Annotated in this window: 22 protein-coding genes; 21 read left to right on the forward strand and 1 reads right to left on the reverse strand. The window is 46.7% G+C overall.

Annotated elements, in window-relative coordinates; translation table 11 throughout:
* Positions 1 to 37 precede the first annotated feature (37 nt).
* Genes CEF20_RS05450 through pyrE form a run of 8 tightly spaced genes read left to right on the forward strand, consistent with a single transcriptional unit; the run spans position 38 to position 9,539 of the window.
* Entirely contained in the window at positions 38 to 970 is a 933-nt protein-coding gene (locus CEF20_RS05450) for an aspartate carbamoyltransferase catalytic subunit (RefSeq protein WP_100330846.1), read from the forward strand.
* Positions 933 to 2,219 (forward strand): dihydroorotase, encoded by a 1,287-nt coding sequence (locus CEF20_RS05455; protein WP_100330847.1) that lies wholly within the window; start codon positions 933 to 935, stop codon positions 2,217 to 2,219. Before CEF20_RS05450 ends, CEF20_RS05455 begins: the two co-directional genes overlap by 38 nt.
* On the forward strand, positions 2,216 to 3,307 hold the full coding sequence (locus tag CEF20_RS05460) for a carbamoyl phosphate synthase small subunit (protein WP_100330848.1): 1,092 nt from the start codon (positions 2,216 to 2,218) through the stop codon (positions 3,305 to 3,307). The genes CEF20_RS05455 and CEF20_RS05460 overlap by 4 nt, the downstream gene beginning before the upstream one ends.
* Positions 3,300 to 6,518, forward strand: a complete 3,219-nt coding sequence (gene carB / locus CEF20_RS05465; protein WP_100330849.1) for a carbamoyl-phosphate synthase large subunit — start codon at positions 3,300 to 3,302, stop codon at positions 6,516 to 6,518. The genes CEF20_RS05460 and carB overlap by 8 nt, the downstream gene beginning before the upstream one ends.
* Positions 6,515 to 7,294, forward strand: a complete 780-nt coding sequence (locus CEF20_RS05470; protein WP_100330850.1) for a dihydroorotate dehydrogenase electron transfer subunit — start codon at positions 6,515 to 6,517, stop codon at positions 7,292 to 7,294. Before carB ends, CEF20_RS05470 begins: the two co-directional genes overlap by 4 nt.
* A complete protein-coding gene (locus CEF20_RS05475; protein WP_100330851.1) occupies positions 7,291 to 8,232 on the forward strand; it encodes a dihydroorotate dehydrogenase in 942 nt (313 codons plus the stop codon). The genes CEF20_RS05470 and CEF20_RS05475 overlap by 4 nt, the downstream gene beginning before the upstream one ends.
* Positions 8,204 to 8,923, forward strand: coding sequence for an orotidine-5'-phosphate decarboxylase (gene pyrF / locus CEF20_RS05480; RefSeq protein WP_100330852.1), 720 nt, complete (start codon positions 8,204 to 8,206; stop codon positions 8,921 to 8,923). Before CEF20_RS05475 ends, pyrF begins: the two co-directional genes overlap by 29 nt.
* Positions 8,913 to 9,539 carry an orotate phosphoribosyltransferase gene (gene pyrE, locus CEF20_RS05485; protein ID WP_100330853.1) on the forward strand — a complete coding sequence of 209 codons (627 nt, stop codon included), beginning with the start codon at positions 8,913 to 8,915 and terminating at the stop codon, positions 9,537 to 9,539. Before pyrF ends, pyrE begins: the two co-directional genes overlap by 11 nt.
* 86 nt (positions 9,540 to 9,625) lie before the next feature.
* Here pyrE and CEF20_RS05490 read toward each other — a convergent pair whose 3' ends face one another.
* On the reverse strand, positions 9,626 to 11,338 hold the full coding sequence (locus CEF20_RS05490; protein WP_100330854.1) for an Rqc2 family fibronectin-binding protein: 1,713 nt from the start codon (positions 11,336 to 11,338) through the stop codon (positions 9,626 to 9,628).
* 131 nt (positions 11,339 to 11,469) lie between these two features.
* On the opposite strand from CEF20_RS05490, the gene CEF20_RS05495 reads away from it, so the two are divergent.
* The 13 genes from CEF20_RS05495 to pknB all read left to right on the forward strand — a co-directional run bounded on the left by CEF20_RS05495 (position 11,470) and on the right by pknB (position 26,609).
* Entirely contained in the window at positions 11,470 to 14,145 is a 2,676-nt protein-coding gene (locus CEF20_RS05495; protein ID WP_100330855.1) for a cation-translocating P-type ATPase, read from the forward strand.
* 73 nt (positions 14,146 to 14,218) lie between these two features.
* Complete coding sequence (locus CEF20_RS05500; protein WP_100332009.1) at positions 14,219 to 15,094, forward strand: YicC/YloC family endoribonuclease; 876 nt, start codon at positions 14,219 to 14,221, stop codon at positions 15,092 to 15,094.
* A 36-nt stretch (positions 15,095 to 15,130) separates the two neighbouring features.
* Complete coding sequence (gene remA / locus CEF20_RS05505) at positions 15,131 to 15,406, forward strand: extracellular matrix/biofilm regulator RemA (RefSeq protein WP_100330856.1); 276 nt, start codon at positions 15,131 to 15,133, stop codon at positions 15,404 to 15,406.
* Positions 15,403 to 16,017 (forward strand): guanylate kinase, encoded by a 615-nt coding sequence (gene gmk / locus CEF20_RS05510; protein WP_100330857.1) that lies wholly within the window; start codon positions 15,403 to 15,405, stop codon positions 16,015 to 16,017. Before remA ends, gmk begins: the two co-directional genes overlap by 4 nt.
* Before the next feature lies 1 nt (position 16,018).
* The gene (gene rpoZ, locus CEF20_RS05515; protein ID WP_100330858.1) at positions 16,019 to 16,246 is read left to right on the forward strand and encodes a DNA-directed RNA polymerase subunit omega; all 228 of its coding nucleotides are present in this window, start codon (positions 16,019 to 16,021) and stop codon (positions 16,244 to 16,246) included.
* A gap of 108 nt (positions 16,247 to 16,354) precedes the next feature.
* Positions 16,355 to 17,575, forward strand: a complete 1,221-nt coding sequence (gene coaBC / locus CEF20_RS05520) for a bifunctional phosphopantothenoylcysteine decarboxylase/phosphopantothenate--cysteine ligase CoaBC (RefSeq protein ID WP_100330859.1) — start codon at positions 16,355 to 16,357, stop codon at positions 17,573 to 17,575.
* Entirely contained in the window at positions 17,566 to 19,977 is a 2,412-nt protein-coding gene (gene priA, locus CEF20_RS05525; protein ID WP_100330860.1) for a primosomal protein N', read from the forward strand. The genes coaBC and priA overlap by 10 nt, the downstream gene beginning before the upstream one ends.
* A 40-nt stretch (positions 19,978 to 20,017) precedes the next feature.
* Positions 20,018 to 20,503 (forward strand): peptide deformylase, encoded by a 486-nt coding sequence (gene def, locus CEF20_RS05530; RefSeq protein ID WP_100330861.1) that lies wholly within the window; start codon positions 20,018 to 20,020, stop codon positions 20,501 to 20,503.
* Positions 20,500 to 21,444: a methionyl-tRNA formyltransferase gene (gene fmt / locus CEF20_RS05535; RefSeq protein WP_100330862.1), complete on the forward strand. Its 945-nt coding sequence runs from the start codon at positions 20,500 to 20,502 to the stop codon at positions 21,442 to 21,444. Before def ends, fmt begins: the two co-directional genes overlap by 4 nt.
* A 1-nt stretch (position 21,445) precedes the next feature.
* Complete coding sequence (rsmB, locus tag CEF20_RS05540) at positions 21,446 to 22,786, forward strand: 16S rRNA (cytosine(967)-C(5))-methyltransferase RsmB (protein ID WP_100330863.1); 1,341 nt, start codon at positions 21,446 to 21,448, stop codon at positions 22,784 to 22,786.
* Positions 22,786 to 23,877, forward strand: a complete 1,092-nt coding sequence (gene rlmN, locus CEF20_RS05545) for a dual-specificity RNA methyltransferase RlmN (protein ID WP_100330864.1) — start codon at positions 22,786 to 22,788, stop codon at positions 23,875 to 23,877. The genes rsmB and rlmN overlap by 1 nt, the downstream gene beginning before the upstream one ends.
* 6 nt (positions 23,878 to 23,883) lie before the next feature.
* Entirely contained in the window at positions 23,884 to 24,633 is a 750-nt protein-coding gene (locus CEF20_RS05550) for a Stp1/IreP family PP2C-type Ser/Thr phosphatase (protein ID WP_100330865.1), read from the forward strand.
* Positions 24,634 to 24,641: 8 nt separating this feature from the next.
* Positions 24,642 to 26,609 (forward strand): Stk1 family PASTA domain-containing Ser/Thr kinase, encoded by a 1,968-nt coding sequence (pknB, locus tag CEF20_RS05555; protein WP_100330866.1) that lies wholly within the window; start codon positions 24,642 to 24,644, stop codon positions 26,607 to 26,609.
* Positions 26,610 to 26,612 lie beyond the last annotated feature (3 nt).

Below are 26,612 nucleotides of genomic sequence, written 5' to 3' on the forward strand. Positions count from 1 at the left end.
TCGGGTGTTTTTTTATGCAAATGGAGGCGGATAAACAATGACGCAAAATTTTGTTTCAATTAAGGATATGCATAAAGATGAGATTCTGTTAATATTAATGCAAGCAGAGAAATTTTCTCAAGGTGAAAGCTGGCGGCCGGCTAAGCAGACGTTCATTGCTAATTTATTTTTTGAAGCGAGCACGAGAACGAAGAGCAGCTTTGAAGTAGCAGAAAGAAAGCTCGGCCTTGATGTCATTCCTTTTGAAGCTGGAACTTCAAGCGTACTTAAAGGGGAGACATTGTATGATACCGTCCGAACGCTTGAATCCATCGGTGTGAATGCGGTTGTTATCCGCCATGACGAGGATGAATATTATCAGCAGCTGATCAATAAAGTCAACATACCGGTCATCAATGCGGGGGACGGCTGCGGACAGCACCCGACACAATGCTTGCTTGATTTATTTACGATTCGGCAAGAATTCGGATGTTTTGAAGGTCTAAAAGTCGGAATAGTCGGTGATATACGCCATAGCCGGGTGGCTCGTTCAAATGCTGAAGCTTTAAAAAAACTGGGCGCTGAGGTTCGCTTTTCAGGACCTTCCGAGTGGTTCCAAGAGGATTATTTAGCCGCTGGAGCATTCGTTGAAGTAGATGAATTAGTCGAAGAAGCCGATGTTCTGATGCTGCTTCGAATCCAGCATGAACGCCACGGCCAACATACCCTGATGTCGAAGGAGCAATATCATCGCATGTATGGGCTTACGGTCGAACGCGAGCGGCGAATGAAGCCAAAGAGCATCATTATGCATCCGGCGCCGGTAAACCGCGATGTGGAAATCGCCGACAGCTTAGTAGAGTGCGAGCGTTCAAGAATCTTTAAACAAATGGAAAACGGTGTGTATGTCAGAATGGCCGTACTGAAACAAATGCTTGAAGGGAGAATGTCAAATGAACTGGTTAATCAAAAATGGCAATATTCTTGCTGAAAATGGAGAATGGATCAAGCAAGACATCCGGATTAAAGCTGATAAAATCGCAGAAATGGGTCCGGAATTGACAGAGCAGGGGGAAAAGGTCGTGGAGGCGGATGGCCAATTAATTGTCCCCGGATTTATCGATCTCCACGTTCATTTGCGCGAACCCGGCGGCGAGCATAAAGAAACGATTGCAACTGGCACGATGGCTGCCGCTAAAGGCGGATTTACGACGGTCGCCGCTATGCCAAATACGCGGCCGGTGCCTGATACAGCTGAACATTTATCAGCATTAAATAAGCGGATTGCAGAAGCAGCGCATGTGCGCGTGCTCCCTTATGCCTCCATTACCATTCGTGAAGCGGGAAAAGAGTTAACCGATTTTGAAAGCTTAAAGAATAATGGCGCTTTTGCTTTTACGGATGATGGGGTCGGCATTCAAGAGGCAGGCATGATGTATGAGGCGATGAAAAAAGCTGCCAGCCTCAATGCGGCGGTAGTAGCGCATTGTGAAGATAATACGCTCATATACGGCGGAGCAGTACATGACGGCAAATTTGCAAAGGAGAATAATCTTCCAGGTATTCCGTCCATCTGTGAAGCTGTACATATAGCAAGAGATGTGCTGATTGCTGAAGCAGCAAACTGCCATTATCATGTTTGCCATATCAGTACAAAAGAATCCGTACGTGCGGTGAGAGAGGCTAAGAAAGCTGGCATTCGCGTGACGGCCGAAGTCACTCCGCATCATTTATTGCTTTGTGATCAAGATATACCGAGAATAGACACTAATTATAAAATGAATCCTCCGCTGCGAGGGAAAGCGGATCAGCAGGCTTTATTAGAGGGGATCTTGGATGGCACAATCGACTTTATTGCCACTGACCATGCTCCGCATACAGCTGAAGAAAAAGCGGCCAGCATGCAAACAGCACCGTTTGGCATCGTCGGACTGGAAACGGCTTTTCCGCTTTTATATACCAACCTGGTGAAAACGGGCGTCTTTACTCTTAAACAATTAGTAGATTGGATGACGATTAAGCCGGCTGAAGCGTTCGGCCTTCCATATGGCAAGCTGGAAAAAGGAGCCATTGCTGATCTCGCTTTAATAGATCTGACAGCGGAACGAATTATCCGTCCGGAAAGCTTTGCATCAAAGGGAAAGAATACGCCGTTTGTTAATTGGAAATGCAATGGATGGCCAACAGCTACATTTTCAGAAGGAAAACTTGTTTGGCAGGAAGGAAAGGTGGAAGCATGAAAAAACAACTGATTTTAGAAGATGGCACAACATTTGTCGGCCAAGGCTTTGGCAGCGATAAAGATACAATCGGCGAAATTGTTTTTACAACGGGAATGACGGGCTATCAAGAGGTGTTGTCGGACCCTTCCTACTGCGGGCAAATTGTCACATTTACCTATCCTTTAATCGGGAATTACGGCATTAACCGCGATGACTTCGAAACGATTCATCCGGCTGTCAAAGGCCTGATTGTCAAAGAAGCGGCAAGTGATCCATCTAATTTCCGCAGTCAAATGACATTAGATGCCTATTTAAAAATGAAGAGCATTCCTGCTATTGCGGGAATTGATACAAGAAAGCTAACTAGAATTATCCGCCAGCACGGTACATTAAAAGGGGCGATTGTGTCCATGGAGGAAGATGCGGAAGCGATGATTCACCGGCTGCAAGCAACCGTTTTGCCAAAGGATCAAGTGGACCAGGTCTCAACGAAATCTGCCTATCCCAGTCCAGGGCGAGGCTATAGAGTCGTATTAATGGACTTTGGCATGAAGCATGGCATTTTGCGCGAGCTGAACAAACGGGATTGCGACGTAATCGTCGTTCCGCACGATACAAAAGCAGAAGAAATACTCCAATTTAACCCGGATGGCATTATGCTAACTAATGGACCGGGCAATCCGAAAGACGTGCCGCATGCGGTTGAAACGGTCAGAGAACTGATCGGAAAAGTACCAATATTCGGAATATGCTTAGGCCATCAGCTGTTTGCGCTCGCATCCGGAGCGGATACTTTCAAATTGAAATTCGGTCATCGCGGATCGAATCACCCTGTGAAAGACTTGGAAACAGGAAAAACGGCATTAACCTCTCAAAACCATGGCTATGCGGTTTGTGAAGATTCTGTTGCCGGCACAGATTTGAAAGTAACTCATATCGCCTTAAATGACGGAACAGTGGAAGGTTTGGCCCACAAAAGATATCCGGCCTTCTCCGTGCAGTACCATCCGGAAGCCTCGCCGGGGCCGGAAGATGATAACCAGTTATTTGACCGCTTTATCAGCATGATGAAACATAACGCAGGAAAGGAGCTTCAACATGCCTAAACGAACAGATATTAAAAGCATATTAGTGATTGGTTCCGGTCCGATTGTCATCGGGCAGGCAGCGGAATTTGACTATGCCGGCACGCAAGCGTGTCTTGCACTGAAAGAAGAGGGGTATCGCGTGATCTTGGTGAACTCCAATCCGGCGACGATTATGACGGATACCGAAATTGCCGATGCCGTGTATATTGAACCGATCACATTGGATTTTGTCAGCCGGATTATCCAAAAGGAACGTCCGGACGCCATCCTGCCGACACTGGGAGGTCAGACTGGCTTGAACATGGCCGTTGAATTGGCCAATGCAGGCGTGCTGGAGGAATATGGAGTGCAGGTGCTGGGAACAAAGCTGTCAGCGATTGAGCAAGCAGAAGACCGGGATTTATTCCGCCAGCTTATGAATGAATTGAATGAACCGGTTCCTGAAAGTGAAATCATTCATACGCTGGAGGAAGCGCATGCGTTTGTTGAAAAAATTGGTTACCCGATCATCGTTCGTCCAGCCTATACACTCGGCGGAACTGGCGGGGGAATATGCACGAACGAGGAAGAATTGGCTGAAATCGTAACGAGCGGATTAAAGCACAGTCCGGTCACCCAATGTCTGATCGAAAAAAGCATTGCTGGATTCAAGGAAATTGAATATGAGGTGATGCGCGATTCGAATGATAACGCCATTGTGGTTTGTAATATGGAAAACATTGATCCGGTCGGTATTCACACAGGAGATTCCATTGTAGTGGCACCAAGCCAGACGCTCAGCGACCGCGAATATCAAATGCTGCGAAATACGTCGCTGAAGATCATCCGCGCACTAGGCATTGAAGGCGGCTGCAATGTGCAGCTGGCGCTCGATCCGCATAGCTTCAACTATTATATTATTGAAGTGAATCCGCGGGTCAGCCGTTCATCCGCGCTCGCCTCTAAAGCCACCGGGTATCCGATCGCTAAACTGGCGGCAAAAATTGCAGTTGGACTGACGCTTGATGAAATGAAAAATCCGGTTACGGGCAAAACCTATGCATGCTTTGAGCCTGCGCTTGATTATATCGTTTCTAAGATTCCTAGATGGCCGTTTGATAAATTTGAATCGGCCAATCGAACTCTGGGCACGCAAATGAAAGCAACAGGAGAAGTGATGGCGATCGGCCGCACGCTTGAAGAGTCTCTATTGAAAGCTGTTCGCTCCCTTGAAAGTGGCGTATACCATCTCGAATTGGATGAAATCAAAGAAATGGACGACGTGCTGATTGAAAGGCGTATTCGAAAGGCCGGCGATGAACGCCTCTTCTACATCGGAGAAGCATTGCGCCGCGGGGTGGCGGTTGAGACGATCCATGAGTGGAGCAAGATTGATCCCTTCTTCTTGGAAAAATTCGCGAATATCGTTGAATTTGAAGAGGAAGTTAAGGCGAACCCGTTTAACGTTTCTGTGGCAGAAACGGCCAAGCGAATGGGATTTGCTGATTGCACAATTGCTAAGCTTTGGGGAACAGCTGAGAAAGCTGTTTATGACTGGCGAAAGGATAGCGGAATCATGCCTGTTTTCAAAATGGTTGACACTTGCGCCGCTGAATTTGAATCAGCTACACCGTATTATTACGGTACTTACGAAGATGAAAATGAATCGATCGTAACCGATCGCAAAAGCGTGGTTGTCCTTGGTTCGGGTCCCATCCGCATCGGTCAGGGAGTGGAATTTGATTATGCCACTGTGCACTCAGTGTGGGCGATTAAAGAAGCCGGCTACGAGGCGGTTATCATCAATAACAACCCAGAAACGGTTTCCACGGACTTCAGCATCTCCGACAAACTATATTTTGAGCCGCTGACGGTTGAGGACGTCATGCATATTATTGATTTAGAAAAGCCGGAGGGAGTGGTCGTTCAGTTCGGCGGGCAAACAGCCATCAATTTGGCCGAGAAGCTAGTCGAACATGGCGTGAAAATTCTAGGCACGAGTCTTGAAGATTTGGATCGTGCAGAGAATCGCGATAAGTTCGAGCAAACGCTGGAATCATTAAATATCCCGCAGCCGCTTGGAAAAACAGCTTTCTCAGTCGAAGCCGCTGTACAAATTGCCGAAACAATCGGCTACCCTGTACTGGTCCGCCCGTCCTATGTGCTGGGAGGCCGCGCGATGGAGATCGTGTACAAAGAAGAAGAGCTTTTGCAATACATGCAGAATGCGGTCAAAGTCAATCCTGATCATCCGGTATTAATTGACCGGTATTTAACGGGGAAAGAAATTGAAGTAGATGCGATTTCTGACGGAACAGATGTGGTCATACCGGGAATTATGGAGCATATCGAACGAGCGGGTGTGCACTCCGGTGACTCGATTGCCGTTTACCCGCCGCAGCAATTAACGAAAGAACAAAAAAATAAAATTATCGAATATACGATCAAACTGGCGAAGGGATTAAATATCATCGGATTATTAAATATCCAGTACGTTGTGTCTAAAGGTGAAGTGTACGTATTAGAAGTGAATCCGCGTTCTAGCCGTACGGTTCCGTTTTTAAGTAAGATCACCAATGTGCCAATGGCTAATTTGGCTACAAAGGCGATTCTGGGCCATTCATTAAAGGAAATGGGCTACAAAACCGGGTTGGTATCAGAAGAAAAAGGCGTGTTTGTGAAAGTGCCTGTCTTCTCCTTTGCTAAATTGCGCCGGGTAGATACGACGCTCGGACCGGAAATGAAATCAACGGGAGAAGTGATGGGGAAAGATGCAACGCTAGCTAAAGCGCTTTATAAAGGGCTGGTGGCTTCCGGTATGAAAATTCCAACAAAAGGATCCGTTTTAATGACAGTCGCGGATAAGGACAAGGAAGAAGCGCTGGAGCTTGCTAAACGTTTCCATAACATTGGCTACAAACTGCTCGCCACTCACGGCACCGCCCAATTTCTGAATGAAGCCGGTGTGCCGGCAGAAACAGTGGCGAAAATTGGCGCCAAGGGGCCTGATATGCTGGATATAATCCGCTCGGGACAAGCGCAGTTTGTGATTAATACATTGACCAAAGGAAAACAGCCAGCGCGTGATGGTTTCCGCATCCGCCGCGAAGCCGTGGAGAACGGCATTCCTTGTCTCACGTCATTAGATACAGCAGAAGCGATTCTTCTTGTGCTGGAGTCTATGATTTTTTCAGCAGAAGCCATGCCTCAGGCGGAATCTGCTCCCGGGGTAGAGGCGGTGCTGTCATGATAAAGCAGGAGTGGATGACAGTTTCTTCCCAGCGAAGAATTGCCGAAAATATTTATGAGCTTACCTTGCAAGGTGAGCTTGTCCAAGAGATGAACGAGCCGGGACGGTTCGTTCATCTCAAAGCAAATAGCCAAATGCTACCGCTCTTAAGACGGCCGATCAGTATCGCCAGCATTGATCGCCGCGGGGAGACCTTCACGATGATTTACCGGGCGGAAGGGGAAGGAACAAAGATGCTGACAAAGAAAAAACCAGGGGACCGTGTGGATGTCCTCGGCCCTCTTGGAAATGGTTTTCCGGTAGAAGCGGCTGCAGAAGGGGAGACAGCTTTATTAATCGGTGGGGGCATTGGTGTTCCTCCTTTATATGAACTGTCCAAGCGTTTGAACAGCCGCGGAGTGAAAACGATCCATGTGCTCGGTTTTCAGAACGAGACGGCCGCCTTTTACATCGATGAATTTGCTGCGCTGGGTGAAACGCATGTGGCGACTGTCGACGGCAGTTTAGGAACGAAAGGATTCGTTACGGATGTGCTTGATCAGCATGGAATGCAAGCGGATATATTATACTCATGCGGTCCAACCCCGATGCTCAAAGCAGTGGAGAGACTGCAATTGACGGCAAAAGGTTTTATCTCTCTCGAGCAGCGCATGGGCTGTGGCATCGGTGCGTGTTTTGCCTGCGTCTGCCATACCCAAAATGATCCAAACGGTTTTCAATATCGCAAAGTGTGCAGTGACGGCCCTGTATTTCCAATAGGGGAGGTGGCGTTATGAGCAGGCTGAATGTGCAGCTCCCGGGACTTAATTTGAAAAACCCTGTCATGCCGGCTTCCGGATGTTTTGGCTTTGGCCGTGAATACAGCCAGTTTTATGACTTAAGTGAGCTGGGGGCGATCATGATCAAGGCGACAACTGAAGAGCCACGCTTTGGCAATCCAACCCCCAGAGTAGCAGAAACACCTGGAGGAATGTTAAATGCCATCGGCTTGCAAAACCCGGGTTTAGAAAAAGTAATCGAGAACGAACTATCATGGCTATCTCAATTTGATGTGCCGATTATTGCCAATGTGGCCGGTTCTCAAGTGGAAGATTATGTGCAAGTGGCCAAGCATATTTCAACTGCGGAAAATGTTTGTGCACTGGAGCTGAATATTTCTTGCCCGAATGTGAAAACGGGAGGGATCGCTTTTGGAACGGTTCCCGAAACAGCTAAAGAGTTGACGAAAAGAGTGAAAGAAGTATCGGAAGTGCCGGTGTATGTTAAGCTTTCTCCCAATGTGACAAATATTGTGGATATGGCTAAAGCAGTAGAGGATGGCGGCGCGGATGGGATAACGATGATTAATACATTGATTGGCATGCGCATGAATATCAAAACCGGGAAGCCGATATTGGCGAATCAGACAGGCGGCTTGTCAGGTCCGGCTATTAAACCAGTGGCGATTCGCATGATTTATGAAGTGAGCCAGCAAACTAAGCTGCCGATTATCGGCATGGGAGGAATTTCTACAGCGGAGGATATCGTCGAATTTTTCTTGGCAGGAGCAGACGCAGTAGCGGTTGGGACAGCCAACTTTGTCGACCCGCTCATTTGCCCGAAGCTGATTCAGCAGTTGGATGATTATTTGCAGCGGGAGAAGATTGGGCATATTAGCGAGCTGGTGGGAAGGAGCTGGAGTGAACATGGAAAAAGAGCCTATCATTGCACTTGATTTTCCAACATGGGAGGAGACGGAGGCTTTCTTACAGCCTTTTCAGAAGGAGTCCTTATTTGTCAAAGTCGGAATGGAGCTCTATTTACAAAACGGACCGGCCATTATTGAAAAAATAAAGGCGAAGAATCACCGGATTTTTTTAGATTTAAAGCTTCATGATATTCCAAATACGGTGAAGCAGTCCATGAAAGGTCTGGCTAGGCTTGATGTGGATATGATCAATGTTCATGCGGCAGGAGGCCAGAACATGATGGCGGCTGCACGCGAAGGGCTAGAGCAAGGAACAGCTAAAGGAAAGCGTCCGATTCTCCTGGCCGTGACTCAGCTGACGTCTGCTTCAGAAGATCAAATGAAAAGAGAACAGCTCATCTCCGTTTCTTTAGAGGAATCGGTGCTTCATTATGCTCAATTATCAAAAGAAGCGGGCTGTGACGGAGTGGTTTGCTCTGTTTATGAAGCGGCGGCCATCAGTGAAAAATGCGGAAGTCACTTTATGAAGGTCACGCCGGGAATCCGAATGAAAGAGGATCAAGCCAATGACCAGCAGCGGGTAGCCGATCCAAAGCTTGCAAAGGATCGGGGGTCCACGATGATCGTAGTGGGGCGTTCCATTACGAAAGCGGAGCGGCCGCTATTAGCCTATCAAAAAGTAAAGCAGCTATGGGGAGGAATGTCGCATGTTAAATAAACAAATCGCAGAGAAATTATTAGAAATTCAAGCCGTCTTCCTGCAGCCGGATCAGCCTTTCACTTGGTCTTCCGGCATGAAATCACCCATTTATTGTGATAATCGTTTAACGCTATCTTATCCGACCGTAAGAAAGATGATTGCCAAAGGTCTGGTTTCCTTAATTCGGGAGCATTATCCGGACGCGGAGCTCATTGCCGGAACGGCGACGGCCGGCATTCCTCATGCGGCTTGGGTAAGCGAGTTAATGGACTTGCCGATGTGCTATGTCCGCTCAAAAGCAAAAGGGCACGGAAAAGGAAATCAAATTGAAGGGAAAGCGGAACCGGGGATGAAGGCGGTTGTGGTGGAAGATCTCATATCAACGGGAGGGAGCGCGGTAACAGCTGCGGAAGCTCTTCGCGCGGCCGGCTGCGATGTGCTGGGAATCGTCTCGATTTTTACCTATGAGCTGGCTGCCGGCAAAGAGAAATTAGCGGAGGCCGGCATTTCATCCTATAGCCTGAGCGATTATTCTACGCTGATTGAGGTGGCTGCCGAGAAACAATATGTAAAAGCGAGCGATTTGGAAACGCTCCGAACATGGCAAAAGCATCCTGAAGCGTGGAGATCATGAAAAGCGGACCAGGAGTTCCCCTTTTTCCTTAAAAAATAAGCAGCAGAAGTAAAACGGTCCGTTTTTCGTCTGCTGCTTGATTCAGTTTACTTCTGTTCTTTCATCTTTAATACCAAGTCTTCGTCGGGTGTGACATACACGGTTTGCTGATGGTCGTATAGAACGAATCCGGGCTTGGTCCCATTAGGTTTTTTGACATGGCGCACTTTGGTAAAGTCCACAGGAACGGAGCTGGATGATTTAGCTTTGCTAAAGTAAGCGGCGAGATTCGCGGCTTCAAGAATGGTTTTTTCCGCCGGTGCTTCATGCCGGATGACGACGTGCGACCCGGGAATATCTTTCGTATGCAGCCAGATTTCATCACGGCGGGCATATTTATTGGTTAAATAATCATTTTGTTTATTGTTTTTTCCAACAACGATGAGCGTGCCGTCGCTGGCCTTATACGTTTCGAGCTCGGGTTTTTGATGTGCAGGCTTTTTCTTTTTCGCTGCTTTCTGCTTCATATATCCTTCTTCCGCCATTTCTTCCCGAATTTCCTCAATGTCCTTCGGAGAAGCAGATTCAATTTGCTGCAAGAGATTATCAAAGTACAGGATTTCTTCTTTCGTTTTGGCGATTTGCTCCTGAACGATTTTCGCCGCATTTTTGGCTTTTTGATACTTTGAGAAGTACTTTTGGGCATTCTCAGCAGGCGTTTTTCTCGGATCGAGGGAAATGGTGATTTTGCCGCCGGCTTCATCGTAATAATTCACGACTTCAATTTCGTTCATTCCTTTTTCCACCGCATATAAGTTGGCTGTCAGCAGTTCTCCTGCCAGCTGGTAGCGTTCAGCTTTCTCCGCATCCTTAAGTGTACGCTCGAGCTTAAGCAGCTTCGTTTCATTTTTTTCTTTTTCATTTTTTATGAATCTTTCAAGATCGTTGGCCTGCTGCTTGACGCGGTCGCGAGCCGCTTTGCCGACATAAAAGCGGTCCAGCATCTCGCTCAGTGTGGAAAATGTTTTTCTTTCGCCATAAAGATGGCGCAGCTCCTTTAAATAAAAAAAGGATTTAGACTCATGTTCAATGATGACGGGTTCATACTGATGATGCTTAATCGGCTCCAGCTCCCTTATAAATGCAGCGGGGAGGGTCTTTCGATTGGCCAATCCGCAAGCATGAACGATTTCTTTCGCTATCAGAGGAGAAAGGCCGGCAAAATGAGAAACGAGCTGCCGATCCAAACGGCCGCTGTTAAAATCAATTTGCCGCAAAATTTCTTCCTGATCAGCTTCCAATGGATTGAGTTTATTTTGTGCAGGCGGAAAGACATATTCGCATCCCGGCAAAATGGAGCGATAGCTGTTTACAGCTGAAGAGACGTGTTTAATGCTGTCAATGATGGTCCCCTTCTGCTGGTCGACCAGCACAATATTGCTGTGCCGTCCCATAATCTCGACGAACAGCTGTTTATGCGCCACATCGCCGATTTCATTTTTCCCCTTAAATTGGAAGATGAGCAGCCGATCGAGATCCGCTTGCTGAATATCCTCCAAAACAGCCCCTTCTAAATGCTTTCTCATCATCATGCAAAAAAGCGGCGGTTCTTGCGGATTTTCATATAATTCATGTGTCAGCTGCACTCTGGCATAGCTGGAATGAGCAGACAACAGCAGTTTATGGTTCTTTCCTTTGGCGCGGATGACTAGAACGGTTTCGTTTTTGTAGGGCTGGTGAATTTTATTCACGCGGCCCCCCTTTAGCCGCTCCAGTAATTCTTTTCTCATGGCTCTTGTAAATAAACCGTCAAATGACATAGGCTGTCTTCCTTTTCTTTACAATTAATTTTCTTCTTTAGATCTTTATTCAAATCATATCATGTTTTTGCTTGCGGCTGAATAATCTTGCTATGAGAAGGACAAGTTTGTTCGCTAAAGGGAGTGAGTACATGAATTTTCATCAGCTGAAACACGAGGAAGTTGAAACTCAGCTTCAGACAAGCGTTCAGCGGGGCTTATCGGCGCAAGAGGTTCTCAAACGGCAGGAGCACCAGGGCTTTAATGAGCTAAATCAAGCGAAGCTGCCTTCCGCCTGGCTAGTGTTTCTGCGCCAGTTTAAAGATTTTATGGTGCTGGTGCTGATTGCGGCAACCGTCATCTCGGCTTTAATGGGGGAATATATGGATGCTTCTGCCATTCTGGCGATTATCATTATTAACGGGGTGCTGGGTTTTCTGCAGGAAAGGAAAGCGGAAAAGTCACTCCAAGCTTTAAAAGAATTATCCGCCCCCCAGTCGCTTGTGCGGAGGGATGGGGAATGGAGAAAAATCGCATCTAAGGAAATTGTCGCCGGTGACGTCATTAAATTTACAGCGGGAGATCGGATTGGCGCGGATGTTAGACTGCTTGAAACAACGAATCTGGAAATCGAAGAATCTGCAATGACCGGGGAGTCCGTTCCTGCGGAAAAGCACGCATCGCCGATAAAAGAAGAAAATGTGGCGCTCGGTGACATGAAGAACATGGCTTTCATGGGAACTCTTGTGACACGCGGAAGCGGTGTCGGAGTGGTGACAGCCATCGGAATGAGAACGGCGATGGGAAATATTGCGGCCATGCTCCAGCAAACAGAAAAGCTGGACACGCCTTTGCAGCGCCGGCTTGAACAGCTAGGGAAAATTTTAATTGCAACGGCTCTATTTCTAACGATGCTGGTCGTCTTGTTGGGCGTGTGGCAGGGGCATGATCTTTATACGATGCTACTTGCGGGCGTTTCTTTAGCAGTCGCGGCTATTCCGGAAGGTTTGCCAGCGATTGTGACGGTGGTGCTGTCACTGGGCGTCCAAAAAATGATCAAACAAAAAGCCATCGTCCGGCAGCTGTCTGCTGTAGAAACCCTTGGGTGCACGACCGTTATTTGTTCCGATAAAACGGGAACGATGACGCAAAACCAAATGACTGTGACAGACGCCTGGAGCGGCGGAAAGCATTGGCTTATAAGCGGGAAAGGCTATGAGCCAAACGGGAAATTCTATGAAGATCATAGGGAAGTGCAGCCCTCCTCCGAAAAAAGCTTGTATCAGCTATTAACATTCGGCATGCTTTGTAATCATGCTGAGCTGCAGCAAAAGGGCAAGGAGTTTGCCGTCCAAGGCGATCCGACAGAGGGGGCGCTGTTAACCGCTGCTTTAAAAGCGGGACTAAGCAAGGAGCGCTTGCTTTCCCAATTTACAATCGAGGATGAGCTTCCTTTTGACTCTGCAAGAAAAATGATGACGGTCATTGTGAAGGATGGCAATGGCCAGCGTTTTGCGGTCACTAAAGGGGCGCCGGATGTTTTGCTGGAGAGAAGCGACCATATATTGTGGAATGAAAAAAAGCAGCTTTTCACAAAAGAATTAAGAAAGCAGACAGAAGCCGCGATGGATACTCTTGCCCGAAGAGCCTTGCGGATGATTGCAGTGGCGTACAAGCCGCTTCCGGCTGCGATGGCACCTGTAACAGAATCAGCTGAAAAAGGCATGATTTTTATAGGGATTGAAGGGATGATTGACCCGCCGCGGCCGGAAGTGAAGCAATCGATCGCTGAATGCCGGCAAGCGGGCATCAAGACGGTTATGATTACGGGAGATCATGTCCAAACGGCAGCAGCTATTGCCAGCGAATTAGGAATTGCCAAGCCATCATCTAAAATATTGGATGGCCAAGCGCTTAATCAAATGTCAGAAAAAGAGCTTGCCAAGGCGGCAGAAACAACAGCGGTGTATGCCAGGGTATCGCCGGAAGACAAATTGAAAATTGTCAAAGCACTGCAGCAGAATGGGCATATTGTGGCCATGACCGGCGACGGAGTAAATGACGCGCCAGCTATTAAAGCAGCGGATATCGGCATTTCTATGGGGGTGACGGGAACCGATGTCTCCAAAGAAGCCTCTTCTTTAATATTGGCGGATGACCGTTTTTCCACAATCAAGGCAGCCGTGGAAGAAGGAAGAAATATATATGAAAATATTCGAAAGTTTATTCGTTATTTATTAGCTTCAAACGTGGGAGAGATATTAGTGATGCTGTTTGCCATGCTGCTCGCTCTTCCATTGCCATTAGTGCCAATTCAAATTTTATGGGTCAATCTAGTGACGGACGGTTTGCCGGCGCTGGCGCTTGGGCTCGATAAAGCTGAAGATAATGTCATGAAGCGGCCGCCGCGCCATCCGAAGGAAAGTGTTTTTGCTCGAGGTCTCGCCTGGAAGATCATCTCAAGGGGATTCATGATTGGTGCGGTTACCTTGTTCGCATTTTGGATTGTCTTGAAGAATCATCCCGACCAATTGGCTTATGCGCAAACAGTGGCCTTTGCTACGCTCGTCACCGCTCAGTTAATTCACGTGTTCGATTGCCGCAGTGAGAGGTCCATCTTTGCAAGGAATCCTTTCGGCAACCTTTATTTAATCGGAGCTGTTATTTCCTCCTTTGCCCTGATGGTTGCGGTTATTTATTTGCCCAGTCTTCAGCCGATCTTTCATACGGTCGCCCTGGCTCCAAGAGAATGGCTGCTTGTGGCAGGGATGGGTGCGATCCCGACATTTTTGCTGGCGGGCTCACTTTTTGCAAGAAAAAGAAAATAAAATATGGTATAATCCAAAAGGTAGTAGAGTGTACTCTATTGCCTTTTATTATTTGACGGGAAGTGAATGGCTGATGGTTGTAAGTATGACAGGCTTCGGAAGAGGAAAGGTAAAATCAGCTGATCATGCCGTAACGGCGGAAATGAAGTCGGTCAATCACCGCTTCAGTGAATATCAAGTGCGAATGCCCAGACAATTAATGAAGATAGAAGATAAAATTAAAAAAAAGCTGGCACAATACATACATAGAGGTCGCGTGGAATTATTTATTACGATTGAAGGGGAAGGGCTTATTCACCGGACTCTTCATGCGGACTGGTCTTTAATGAAGGAATATGTGCAGCTGATGGAGAAAGCATCCGATGAATTTCAGCTAGTGGGCCACCCCGAATTAAAGGATTTATTACACCGCTCGGAATTCATTTCCATTGAGGAAAGAGAAGATGAGAATGAAGAAGTCGAGAAGCTCGTATTAGAAGCTGTCACTTTGGCGGCCGAGAACTTGTTGGCGATGCGGCAAGCGGAGGGAGCTGAGCTGAAAAAAGATCTTGTCAAACTTCTGGCCAATCTGGAAGAGCGGCTGACGACAGTTAAGAAGCAGGCGCCGTCCGTGTTAGATGCTTACAAGAAAAGACTGGAGCGCCGGCTGTCTGAATGGATGACTGCCCCTTTTCATGAAGAGCGGGTCTTAACCGAGATCGCAATGTTCGCCGATAAAGCCGATATTCATGAAGAATGCACGCGGCTGGAAAGCCATATTCAGCAATTTCGGCAGGCGCTTGAACTGGAGGAGCCGATCGGGAGAAAGCTGGACTTTATGATCCAGGAGATGAACCGGGAAGTGAATACGATTGGCTCTAAAGCCAATGATACGATGATTAGCTCGCAAGTTGTAGAGTTGAAAACTTATCTGGAAAAGATGAGAGAACAGGTGCAAAATATCGAATAAGCCGGTGTTATATAAGCGGTATAATGGAGGAAGCTTATGTCCATTCGATTGATCAATATTGGATTCGGGAACATCGTTTCGGCCAACCGGATTATTTCGATTGTCAGTCCGGAATCGGCTCCTATTAAGCGATTGATGCAGGAGGCGCGTGACCGGGAGAAGCTGATTGATGCTACATACGGCAGGCGAACGAGAGCGGTGATTATGATGGATAGCGGGCATGTTATTTTGTCGGCTGTTCAGCCGGAAACGGTGGCGCAGCGCATTATTTCTAAAGAGGAAGAAACAGAAGAAGGGTTGGGAAAACCATGAAGGAAAAAGGGCTGCTGATCGTTCTATCAGGACCTTCAGGCGTAGGGAAAGGAACGGTGCGAAAAGAGATCTTTTCGCAGCCGGATGTGGAATTTGAATATTCGATTTCCATGACGACCCGCGCTCCGCGTGAAGGGGAAGTAGATGGAGTCGATTATTTTTTTAAATCAAGAGCAGAGTTTGAACAGTTAATTGCTGAAGGCAAACTGCTTGAGTACGCAGAGTTTGTCGGCAATTATTATGGCACGCCGGTCGATTATGTTCGCGAAACGCTGGATGCCGGGAAAGATATATTTCTGGAGATTGAGGTGCAGGGCGCTAAGCAGGTTCGCGACAAGTTCCCGGAGGGCTTATTTATTTTCCTTGCGCCTCCAAGCCTTTCAGAGCTTCATAGCCGCATTACGAACCGCGGTACAGAGAGCGAAGAAGTTATTAAAGGAAGAATGGAGAAAGCACGCAAAGAAATACAAATGATGGAGCTTTATGATTATGTTGTTGAAAACGATGAAATTGAACATGCATGCAGCAAAATTAAAGCGATTGTAGTGGCGGAGCATTGCCGCCGTGAACGCGTGCAGCATCGTTATAATAAAATGCTGGAGAGTGAATGAGATGCTATACCCATCAATTGATAATTTATTGACTAAGATCGATTCGAAATATTCATTAGTAAGTGTTGCGGCGAAACGTGCCCGCAGCTTGCAGGAAGATCATTCAACACAAATGCTTGAATCTTACGTATCACACAAATATGTGGGAAGAGCGCTTGAGGAAATCTATGCAGATAAGTTAACGCTGAAAGAAAAAGACGATAGCGAAACATATGAGGATGAAGTCTAACAGCACAGTAAGAATAACAACCTTTTGGAAGGTTGTTATTTTTTTACACGAAAAGTTTCGAAGGCTAGAAATGGACGAAGAAACTAATCTGATTTTGGGAGGTTCGTTATGCTGCAGGGTAAAAAGATTTTGTTATGTGTCACAGGAGGAATAGCCGTTTATAAGGCGGCGGCTTTGACAAGCAAGCTCACACAGGGAGGGGCGCGGGTGAAAGTGATTATGTCCGCTTCCGCACAGCAGTTTGTCACCCCTCTCACCTTTCAAGCACTCTCCAGACATGATGTATATACCGACACTTTTGATGAAAAGCATCCGCAAGTGATCGCTCATATTGATTTGGCTGATTGGGCGGATTTGATTTTAGTGGCGCCGGCTACGGCGAATATGATTGGCAAATTAGCGAACGGGATTGCGGATGATATGATTTCGACCACTTTGCTGGCGGCTGCCGCTCCTGTTTGGATTGCTCCCGCGATGAATGTGCATATGTATGAGCATCCGGCTGTCAAACGGAATATGGCTAGGCTGGATGAGTTTGGATATCGATTTATCGAGCCGAATGAAGGCTTTTTGGCGTGCGGCTATGTAGGCAAAGGCCGGCTTGAGGAGCCGGAAACACTTGTTCATTTAATAGAGGATTTTTTTTCCGCGGCAAAAGAGCAGCCGCTAAAAAATAAAAATGTAGTAATCACAGCGGGACCGACGAGGGAAGCGATAGACCCCGTCCGTTTTTTAACCAATCATTCATCGGGTAAGATGGGGTATGCTCTTGCGGAGGCTGCCCGCGATATGGGAGCGAATGTATCTTTAATATCCGGCCCTGTCTCACTCAAAGAGCCGGCGGGAGTGGAAATTCAGCGCATTCAAAGTGCGGAAGAGATGTATCAAGCGGTTATGGAGAGGTTTTCTGACGCTGATATTGTCATTAAGGCAGCTGCGGTGGCTGATTATCGGCCCAAAACCGTTCATGGCGATAAACTGAAGAAGCAAGAGGGAGATCTTGTATTAGAAATGGAGCGGACAAAGGATATATTAAAAATATTGGGGCAGAAAAAAACGCATCAGCTGCTGATCGGTTTTGCTGCTGAGACCGATCGCATGGAAGAGTATGCGAAAGGAAAGCTGATTAGTAAAAATGCGGATATGATCGTTGCCAACAATGTGAAAACAAAGGGGGCCGGCTTTGGCGGCGAGACAAATATTATTACGATTTACAAGCGGGACGGATCTGCGAAAGAGTGCCAGTTAATGACGAAGAAAGAAGCGGCGCAGGAAATTCTGCGGGAGGCGGTGGCGGAGTTGGCGCCGGGTGAGAAGGAATGCAAGTAGCTAGTGTCATCGTTGATGTAGCTGCCAGACAGACCGACCGTCCCTTTGATTATCTCATTCCCGGACAATGGTCTGGATTAATCCACCCGGGCATGCGGGTGATCGTCCCATTTGGCCCGAGACGCGTTCAGGGATTTGTCACAGAGGTGAAGAGCAGCTCCGATGTGAAAAAATTAAAAGAGCTGATCGAACCGATGGACCTTGTTCCTGTTTTAAACGAGGAGTTATTGGCGCTGGCTGATTGGCTGACCGCCTCCGCTTTATGCTTTAAAATTTCCGCCTATCAAGCGATGCTGCCGTCCGCGATGAAAGCGAAATATGAAAAAGTATTTCGCAAGCGGAATGATAGGGAGCCGGCCGCTCAAGAGGTGGCTAAGCTTTTTGAAGGACAAGCCGAGGTCACATGGGAAACCGCAGCTGAAACAGGCTTATTGCGAGTCTTTCGCCAAGAAGTGAAGGAAGATCGAATAGAGCTCGTCTACAAGGTGAAGAGTAAAGGCGCAAAGAAAATGATGCGATTGATCAGCTGTTCGGCTTCGCAGGAGGAGATGATCAGCTATCTTCAGCGTCTTGCTCCGAATGCCCGCAAACAAAAAAAGGTGCTTGATTATTTATTAAAGACAGAGAAACTTTCGGTGCCGGCAAAAGAGATTATGGAAGCTACAGGGGCCTCCAATCAAACATTAAAGACATTGATAAACAAGGGGATACTGAGCGAGACTCATCAGGAAATGTATCGGGATCCCTACGCCCATAGGCAATTTGAAAAAACGGAGCCGCTTCCTTTAACAGAGCTGCAGCAAAAGGCTATTGCGCCTATTCTTCAATCAATCGAAGAAAAGAGGCATGACACCTTTCTCTTATATGGGGTCACGGGCAGTGGGAAAACCGAAATTTATTTGCAATCGATTCAGCGAGTTCTTGAAGAAGGCAAGGAAGCGATTGTTCTTGTCCCTGAAATTTCATTGACTCCGCAAATGGTTCACCGTTTTAAAGGGCGGTTTGGCGATGAAGTAGCTGTGCTGCACAGCGGATTATCAGCAGGGGAGAAATATGATGAGTGGCGCAAGATTCAGCGCAAAGAAGTGAAAGTTGTAGTGGGGGCGCGATCGGCTGTTTTTGCGCCATTTGAAAATTTAGGTATTATTATTATTGATGAAGAGCATGAAACAAGTTATAAGCAGGAAGAAAATCCGCGTTATCATGCGAGAGAAACGGCAATTCAGCGCGCCCGCTACTATCAGTGCCCGGTGATTTTAGGAAGCGCCACTCCTTCTCTTGAAAGCTTCGCAAGAGCGCAAAAGGGCGTCTATAAACTTTTGACACTTTCAAGGAGAATGAATGACCAGAAGCTGCCGGAAGTATCCATTGTCGATATGAGAGAGGAGCTGCGGGCGGGCAATCGCTCCATGTTTTCAAGAGCCTTGTTTGATAAACTGCAAGATAGACTCGAGAAAGGCGAGCAATCGGTGCTGTTTTTAAATAAACGCGGCCATTCCTCTTTTATTATGTGCCGTGATTGCGGCTACGTTGCCGGCTGTCCTCATTGCGATATTTCCTTGACTTATCATCGCTACAGTCACCGGATGAAGTGCCACTATTGCGGATTTGAAGAGCCCGTTCCCGTGCGGTGTCCAGAATGCGGAAGCGATTATATCCGCTATTTTGGCACGGGGACACAGAAGGTTGAGGAAGAGCTTGGCAAGCTGCTTCCGCAAGCGCGGGTGATTCGGATGGATGTCGATACAACGAGCAGAAAAGGGATGCATGAAAAGCTGCTCCAGCAATTTGGAGAAGGAAAAGCCGATATTTTATTAGGAACGCAAATGATTGCAAAAGGATTGGATTTTCCTAATATTACCTTAGTTGGTGTACTCACGGCGGATACCATGCTGCATGTTCCGGACTTTCGCTCTGCGGAGAAGACGTTCCAATTATTGACCCAAGTAAGCGGCCGGGCCGGTCGCCATCAGCTGCTCGGGGAAGTGATTATTCAAACCTATACTCCGGAGCATTACAGCATTCAGCTGGCTGGACAGCAGGATTATGATCAATTTTACCAGAGGGAAATGATGATCAGGAAACTGGGGCATTATCCGCCATTTTATTATTTGGCCCTCGTGACGGTCAGTCATTCTGATGTGATGACCGCTTCATCCGTAACGGAAAAAATTACGCAATACCTTCAATCTCATGTTTCTGAAGAAGCGATAATTCTTGGCCCTGTTGCCTCGCCTATTCCCCGGATCAATGATAGATATCGCTACCAATGTTTGATAAAATACAAACGGGAACCGAAGCTGAAAGGCTTATTAAAAACCGTCACGGAGCATTATACAAAGCAATATAAGGATAAAGATTTGCAAGTAGCAGTAGATGTGAATCCATATATGATGATGTGAAAAATTAATCCATCACGAAGCAACGGAGGAGGACTGTTTTTTGGCGAAATTACCTATTGTACATTATCCGGCGGATATTCTAGAAAAAGAATGTGCGCGTGTGAGAGATTTTAATAAAGAACTAAAACAGCTGGTAAAAGATATGTATGAAACGATGATTCAAGCGGACGGGGTTGGACTGGCGGCTCCGCAAGTCGGCGCTGATCTCCAGGTAGCGGTCGTTGAGACGGATCCTGAAGTGGGCTTTATTACGCTCATCAACCCGGTAATCGTGGAATCTAAAGGAAAACAAACGGATGTGGAGGGCTGCCTGAGCTTTCCGGGCGTATACGGTTATGTGACTCGCGCCTCCTATATTAAAGTGAAAGCGCAGGATATAAAAGGCCGTTACTTCTTATTGGAAGCCCAAGACTTTTTGGCGAGAGCGATTCAGCATGAAATCGATCATCTTCACGGGATTTTATTCACGGCAAAGGTAGAAGAGTATATAGAGGAAGAAAAGCTAGAAAAGGAGGGGGCAGAATGACGAATATTGTATTTATGGGTACGCCCGATTTTTCTGTGCCTGTGCTGCAAAGGCTCATTCAAGAAGACTACCATATTCAAGCGGTGGTGACGCAGCCGGATCGGCCGGTGGGAAGAAAGCGGGTCATGACGCCTCCGCCGGTCAAAGCCGAAGCAGAAAAACATGGAATTTTGGTCTTGCAGCCTGAAAAATTAAGAGAATCAGAGGAACTGCGGCAAATCCTCGCAATGCAGCCTGATATCATCGTAACAGCCGCTTACGGACAAATTTTGCCAAAGGAGCTGCTGGAGGCTCCCCAATACGGCTGCATTAATGTTCATGCCTCGCTATTGCCGGAACTGAGGGGAGGCGCTCCCATCCATTATGCCATTTTACAAGGGAAAGAAAAGACGGGCATTACGATCATGTATATGGCAGAAAAGTTAGATGCGGGGGATATCATTAGTCAAGCGGAGGTTATAATAGAAGAAACGGATCATGTGGGCAGCTTGCATGATAAATTAAGTCAAGCCGGTTCGCGGTTATTAGCGGAAACGCTGCCGAAAATTCTTTCAGGAGAAATTGATCCGATGAAGCAGGATGATCAGAAGGCCACCTTTGCGGCGAATATTAAAAGGGAGCAGGAAAAGATTGATTGGTCAAAAAACGGTGAAGACATATACAACCATATTCGCGGATTACACCCTTGGCCAGTTGCTTACACTGTGCTTGACGGAAAAATATTAAAAGTCTGGTGGGGGGAGAAAGTGCCAAGCAAAGCGGACGCGGAGCCGGGTACAGTTCTTGCTGTTGAAGAAGACGGATTTATTGTAAGCACAGGAAACAGTACAGCCATTAAAGTGACAGAATTGCAGCCGTCCGGGAAAAAACGAATGTCCGCTTCCCAGTATTTAAGAGGCGCCGGCTCGGACCTTGCTGCCGGCAAAAAGTTAGGAGAATAATATGAAACAACGGAAGAAACAAGTGCGTGAAATCGTGCTCGACATACTTGAAGCGGTGGATAAGAACCAGTCATACAGCAATCTTTTATTGCATTCAGCCATTGAAAAAAACAGCCTTTCCGGCCGCGATGCAGCTTTGCTGACCGAGATCACTTATGGAACGATTCAGCGCAAAATGACGCTCGATTATTATCTATCCCCGTTTTTAAAAAAGAAAGTGGAGCCATGGGTCAGACAATTGCTGCGTCTGTCCCTATATCAAATCGTTTATCTCGATAAAGTGCCTGATAGAGCTGCTATTCATGAAGCAGTGGAAATCGCCAAAGCAAGAGGCCATAAAGGCATCAGCGGGCTCGTAAATGGCGTGCTCCGTTCCGTGCAGAGAGAGGGGCTGCCGGATATCGGTCAAATCAAGGATGACGCAGAGAGAATATCCATTGCAACCAGCCACCCGCTTTGGCTCGTTAAACGCTGGATTGCTCAGTTTGGCTTGGAAAAGACGAAAGAAATGTGCGAAGTGAACTTAACAGCGCCCGTACAATCTATCCGAGTGAATACCGCCAAGGCTAGCCGTGAAGAAGTCCAGCAGAAGCTTGAGACGGAAGGGTTTGAAGTGGCGGAAAGTCCCATTATCCCAGAGGCCCTTCATATTATGAAGGGGAATATTGCCCGTTCAACCGTGTATAAAGAGGGACTGGCCACTATTCAGGATGTTAGCTCCATGCTTGTAGCTTACGCACTCGACCTTGAATCTGGACATATAGTGCTGGATTCCTGTGCCGCTCCAGGAGGAAAAACGACCCACATCGCGGAAAAATTAGAATCGAGCGGGAAAGTGGTGGCGCTGGATTTGCATGATCACAAAATAAAGCTGATCAATGATAACGCTGAGCGGCTTGGTTTAAATAATATTGAAGCGAAAGCATTGGATAGCCGTGAAGCAAGGGGATATTTCCAAGCAGAAAGCTTCGATCGGATACTGGTTGATGCTCCATGCTCAGGACTGGGAGTGCTGAGAAGAAAGCCTGATATTAAATATGCCAAACGAAAAGAGGATCTGAAATCTTTACAGAAGGTGCAATTAGAGATTTTAGCCGCAGTGGCCCCGCTATTGAAAAAGGGGGGCGTGCTTGTGTACAGTACATGCACAACCGATAGAGAAGAAAACGAGGGAACAGTCCGCGCGTTTCTCTCGCAACAGCGGGACTTTGAGCCGGCTGAATTGGAAAAGCTGCCTCCATCCATTCAAGCGTTAGCGGATGGCTTTTGGCTGCAAATACTTCCTCAGGACTTTGGCGGAGACGGATTCTTCATCAGCAAATTTAGAAAGAAGGTGCAGTAATGGAACAAACGAAAACAACAAGAGACAAAGCAACCGAACAGCCACATCTGCCTTCCATTTATTCATTGCAGCTGCAGCAATTAAAGGATTGGCTGCAAGCGCAAAACGAAAAGCCGTTTAGGGCGGAACAAATCTTTGACTGGCTTTATAAAAAGCGGGCAGCCACTTTTGAGGAGATGACCAATTTATCAAAAGCGTTAAGAGATAAGCTGGCGGCCCACTTTACCATCACTACGCTCAAAACTCTCGTTCAGCAGGAATCATCAGACGGAACGATTAAATTCTTGTTTGAACTGCATGACGGCTATTCCATTGAAACAGTATTAATGCGGCATGAATATGGAAATTCTGTCTGTGTTACAACACAAGTAGGCTGTCGCATCGGATGCACGTTCTGCGCTTCCACTTTAGGAGGGCTCAAACGGCATTTAGAAGCGGGTGAAATCGTTGCTCAGGTTGTCAAAGTGCAACAGGCGCTCGATCAGACGGAAGAAAGAGTGAGCTCTGTTGTCATAATGGGAATTGGTGAACCATTTGATAATTACGATCAAATGCTCGCTTTTTTAAAAATTATTAATCATGACAAGGCATTGAACATCGGAGCGCGCCATATCACCGTGTCGACGAGCGGAATCATTCCGAAGATTTATCAATTCGCTGATGAAAATATGCAAATCAATTTCGCCGTTTCTTTACATGCTCCCAACCAAGAGCTTCGCACGAAGTTGATGCCGATCAATAAAGCGTATAAGCTGCCTGCTCTCATGGAAGCCTGCCGTTATTATGTGGAAAAGACCGGGCGCAGAATCAGCTTCGAATACGGGCTGTTTGGCGGTGAAAACGACACGGTAGAACATGCCGAAGAATTGGCGCGGCTCATTAAAGGGTTAAAATGTCACGTCAATTTAATCCCGGTGAATTACGTTCCGGAACGTAACTACGTGCGAACGCCTAAAAAGCAAATTCATGAATTTGAAAGAGCGCTGAAGAAGCATGGAATTAATGTGACGATTCGTCGGGAACAGGGCCATGATATCGATGCGGCATGTGGACAGCTCCGCGCAAAAGAGCGGACAGAAGAAACGAGGTGAGTTCATATGAATTCTGTCTTCCGGACAGATAAAGGCCGAATTCGTACTCATAATGAAGATAATGGCGGGATTTTCTTTAACTCTTCTTCGGACTGCCTAGCTATTGTAGCTGATGGCATGGGCGGTCACAATGCGGGAGATGTTGCCAGCCAGATCACAATTGAGTCGATGAGGGTCCAATGGCAGCAGGCCAGTCCTATTGAAGATGCCAGCCATGCGGAGGAATGGTTAAAATCAACGATTAATTTGATTAACGAAAGAATTTTGATGCATTCGCGAGACAATCAAGAATGCAATGGCATGGGCACAACTTTAGTGACCGCTTTATGCACAAATCGCTTTTGTACCATTGCCAACATTGGTGACAGCCGCTGTTATTTATTTAACGAAAACGGCTTTGCACAAGTGACAGAGGATCATTCGCTTGTTAATGAATTGGTGAAGTCAGGCGAGATTACAAAGGAAGAAGCGGAGCACCATCCGCGAAAAAATGTGCTGACGAGAGCGCTTGGCACGGATGTTCATGTGACGGCAGATTACTACACGATTACATTCGAGCAAGGAAATTATCTGCTGCTTTGCTCGGATGGGTTATCGAATAAACTGGCGCGGCAAGATATGCAAGACATTCTGCAGACCGATCTTTCCATAGAGGAAAAAGCTGATTTATTTGTTCAACAGGCAAATGAGAACGGCGGGGAAGATAATATTACTCTTGTTATTCTCGAACATTCTGCTGGCCTTGAAAGCGGGTGAGAGAATTTATGTTAATAGGAAAGCGATTAAGCGGCCGGTATAAAATTATCAAAATGATCGGCGGCGGCGGAATGGCTAATGTTTACTTAGCTAAAGATGTCATTTTGGAAAGGGACGTAGCCATCAAGGTGTTGCGCTTTGAATTCGCCAATGAAGATGAGTTTATCCGCCGGTTTCAGCGGGAAGCGCAATCAGCTACCAGTCTCGTTCATCCGCATATCGTCAATATATATGATGTGGGAGAAGAAGAAGGCATCAATTATATTGTGATGGAATACGTTGATGGCATGACATTGAAGCAATATATTCATCAGCTTTCTCCAATTTCAGTGGAAAAGGCACTTGAAATTATGAAGCAGCTTGCATCCGCCATGGCGTTTGCTCATCATAATTCTATCATTCACCGTGACATCAAGCCTCATAATATTTTAGTAGACCATGATGGAAATGTGAAAATAACCGATTTTGGCATCGCGATGGCATTGAGTGCCACATCCATCACTCAAACCAACGCTGTTCTAGGCTCTGTGCACTACATTTCACCAGAGCAGGCTCGGGGCGGAATGGCAACAAAGAAGTCGGATATATATGCGCTTGGCATCGTGATGTTTGAATTGCTGACGGGGCAGCTCCCGTTTTCAGGAGAATCAGCCGTTTCCATTGCCTTAAAGCATTTGCAGACAGAAACTCCTCCAATGAAACGGTGGAATTCGTCGATTCCGCAAAGTGTGGAGAATATAGTGCTGAAGGCCACAGCCAAAGATCCGTTTCACCGCTATCAGCATCTTGATGAAATGCTTCAGGATTTATCCACTGCTTTGGATCCTGAGCGCGTCAATGAGCCGAAATTTATAGTGAATGATGATCAAGAAGAAACGAAACAATTGCCGGTTATCAAGGATAGTGCTAAGCAGATGGACGACCCCCAAACCACGATGGTTCATCCGGTTTCTGGCGTGAAACAAGACCGTAAGCCAGAGGGAGCTCCAAAGAAGAAAAAAAAGAAAAAATGGCCTATGATTATTTCAGTTATTGCTACGCTTGCCGCTTTATCGATATTAGCTGCCGTATTTATTCCAGGAGTACTGGGTCCAAAAGAGGTCAGCGTCCCGGACGTCAGCGGAAAGAAATTAGACGAAGCTGTATCGGAATTAGTGACAAAAGGTTTTGCTATTAACAAAACGTATGAGCAATTCCATGAAGATCTCCCGGAAGGCTCAGTTATTAAAACGGATCCGGAAGCCGGCAGAACAGTGAAGGAAAAGGCGAAGATCAATATTTATTTAAGCAAAGGGAAAAAAACATTTACGCTTGAAGATTATCGCGGCCAATCATTTAATGAAGTAGAAGAAGAATTGAAAAAGGCCGGATTCAAAACGATTGCAAAAGAAACCGCTTATGATGACAGTGAACCGGGAACAATTATTGAGCAAAGTCCGGATGCAGAAGAAGAAGTGATTCCGGATGAAACAGATATGGTATTGACCGTTAGCGCCGGTCCGGAGAAAATTCCGCTTATTGATTTAACGGATTATAATGAAAAATCGTTAAATGATTATGCGGAGTCTACCGGTCTGGATATTGTGATCAGCAGGGAAGAATATTCCGATACGGTCAGCAAAGGGCTTGTCATTTCCCAAACACCGGCAGCAGGAACAAAGCTCGATGCCGGAGACCGGGTGGCAGTGACGGTATCTAAAGGAGCGAAAGAAATACCGCCCAAAACCGTCACAAAAGAAATTACCATTCCTTATGAACCTGAAGTCGAAGGGGAAGTGCAGGAAGTGCAGATCTACATTGAGGATATGAATCACAGTATGACGGAGCCGTATGAAGTAACGATGATTCAAGGAGAGACGAAAAAAACATTGGAATTAATCATCGCTAAAGGAACAAAAGCCGGCTATAAAGTCATTCGTGATCAGAAGGTCATTATGGATGAAACGATTCCATACCCTGATAATAAGGAAGAATAACGA

This window comes from Bacillus xiapuensis (assembly GCF_002797355.1).
In the GTDB taxonomy this organism is placed as follows: domain Bacteria; phylum Bacillota; class Bacilli; order Bacillales; family Domibacillaceae; genus Bacillus_CE; species Bacillus_CE xiapuensis.

Bases quoted from the DNA above. Each gene is read 5' to 3' on its own strand.
- pknB (WP_100330866.1), top strand. From the start codon at position 24,642: ATGTTAATAGGAAAGCGATTAAGCGGCCGGTATAAAATTATCAAAATG.
- CEF20_RS05460 (WP_100330848.1), top strand. From the start codon at position 2,216: ATGAAAAAACAACTGATTTTAGAAGATGGCACAACATTTGTCGGCCAA.
- CEF20_RS05450 (WP_100330846.1), top strand. From the start codon at position 38: ATGACGCAAAATTTTGTTTCAATTAAGGATATGCATAAAGATGAGATT.
- CEF20_RS05455 (WP_100330847.1), top strand. From the start codon at position 933: ATGAACTGGTTAATCAAAAATGGCAATATTCTTGCTGAAAATGGAGAA.
- pyrE (WP_100330853.1), top strand. From the start codon at position 8,913: ATGTTAAATAAACAAATCGCAGAGAAATTATTAGAAATTCAAGCCGTC.
- CEF20_RS05495 (WP_100330855.1), top strand. From the start codon at position 11,470: ATGAATTTTCATCAGCTGAAACACGAGGAAGTTGAAACTCAGCTTCAG.
- carB (WP_100330849.1), top strand. From the start codon at position 3,300: ATGCCTAAACGAACAGATATTAAAAGCATATTAGTGATTGGTTCCGGT.
- coaBC (WP_100330859.1), top strand. From the start codon at position 16,355: ATGCTGCAGGGTAAAAAGATTTTGTTATGTGTCACAGGAGGAATAGCC.
- CEF20_RS05470 (WP_100330850.1), top strand. From the start codon at position 6,515: ATGATAAAGCAGGAGTGGATGACAGTTTCTTCCCAGCGAAGAATTGCC.
- pyrF (WP_100330852.1), top strand. From the start codon at position 8,204: ATGGAAAAAGAGCCTATCATTGCACTTGATTTTCCAACATGGGAGGAG.
- CEF20_RS05500 (WP_100332009.1), top strand. From the start codon at position 14,219: ATGGTTGTAAGTATGACAGGCTTCGGAAGAGGAAAGGTAAAATCAGCT.
- priA (WP_100330860.1), top strand. From the start codon at position 17,566: ATGCAAGTAGCTAGTGTCATCGTTGATGTAGCTGCCAGACAGACCGAC.
- rlmN (WP_100330864.1), top strand. From the start codon at position 22,786: ATGGAACAAACGAAAACAACAAGAGACAAAGCAACCGAACAGCCACAT.
- remA (WP_100330856.1), top strand. From the start codon at position 15,131: ATGTCCATTCGATTGATCAATATTGGATTCGGGAACATCGTTTCGGCC.
- rsmB (WP_100330863.1), top strand. From the start codon at position 21,446: ATGAAACAACGGAAGAAACAAGTGCGTGAAATCGTGCTCGACATACTT.
- fmt (WP_100330862.1), top strand. From the start codon at position 20,500: ATGACGAATATTGTATTTATGGGTACGCCCGATTTTTCTGTGCCTGTG.
- CEF20_RS05490 (WP_100330854.1), bottom strand. From the start codon at position 11,338: ATGTCATTTGACGGTTTATTTACAAGAGCCATGAGAAAAGAATTACTG.
- CEF20_RS05550 (WP_100330865.1), top strand. From the start codon at position 23,884: ATGAATTCTGTCTTCCGGACAGATAAAGGCCGAATTCGTACTCATAAT.
- CEF20_RS05475 (WP_100330851.1), top strand. From the start codon at position 7,291: ATGAGCAGGCTGAATGTGCAGCTCCCGGGACTTAATTTGAAAAACCCT.
- gmk (WP_100330857.1), top strand. From the start codon at position 15,403: ATGAAGGAAAAAGGGCTGCTGATCGTTCTATCAGGACCTTCAGGCGTA.
- rpoZ (WP_100330858.1), top strand. From the start codon at position 16,019: ATGCTATACCCATCAATTGATAATTTATTGACTAAGATCGATTCGAAA.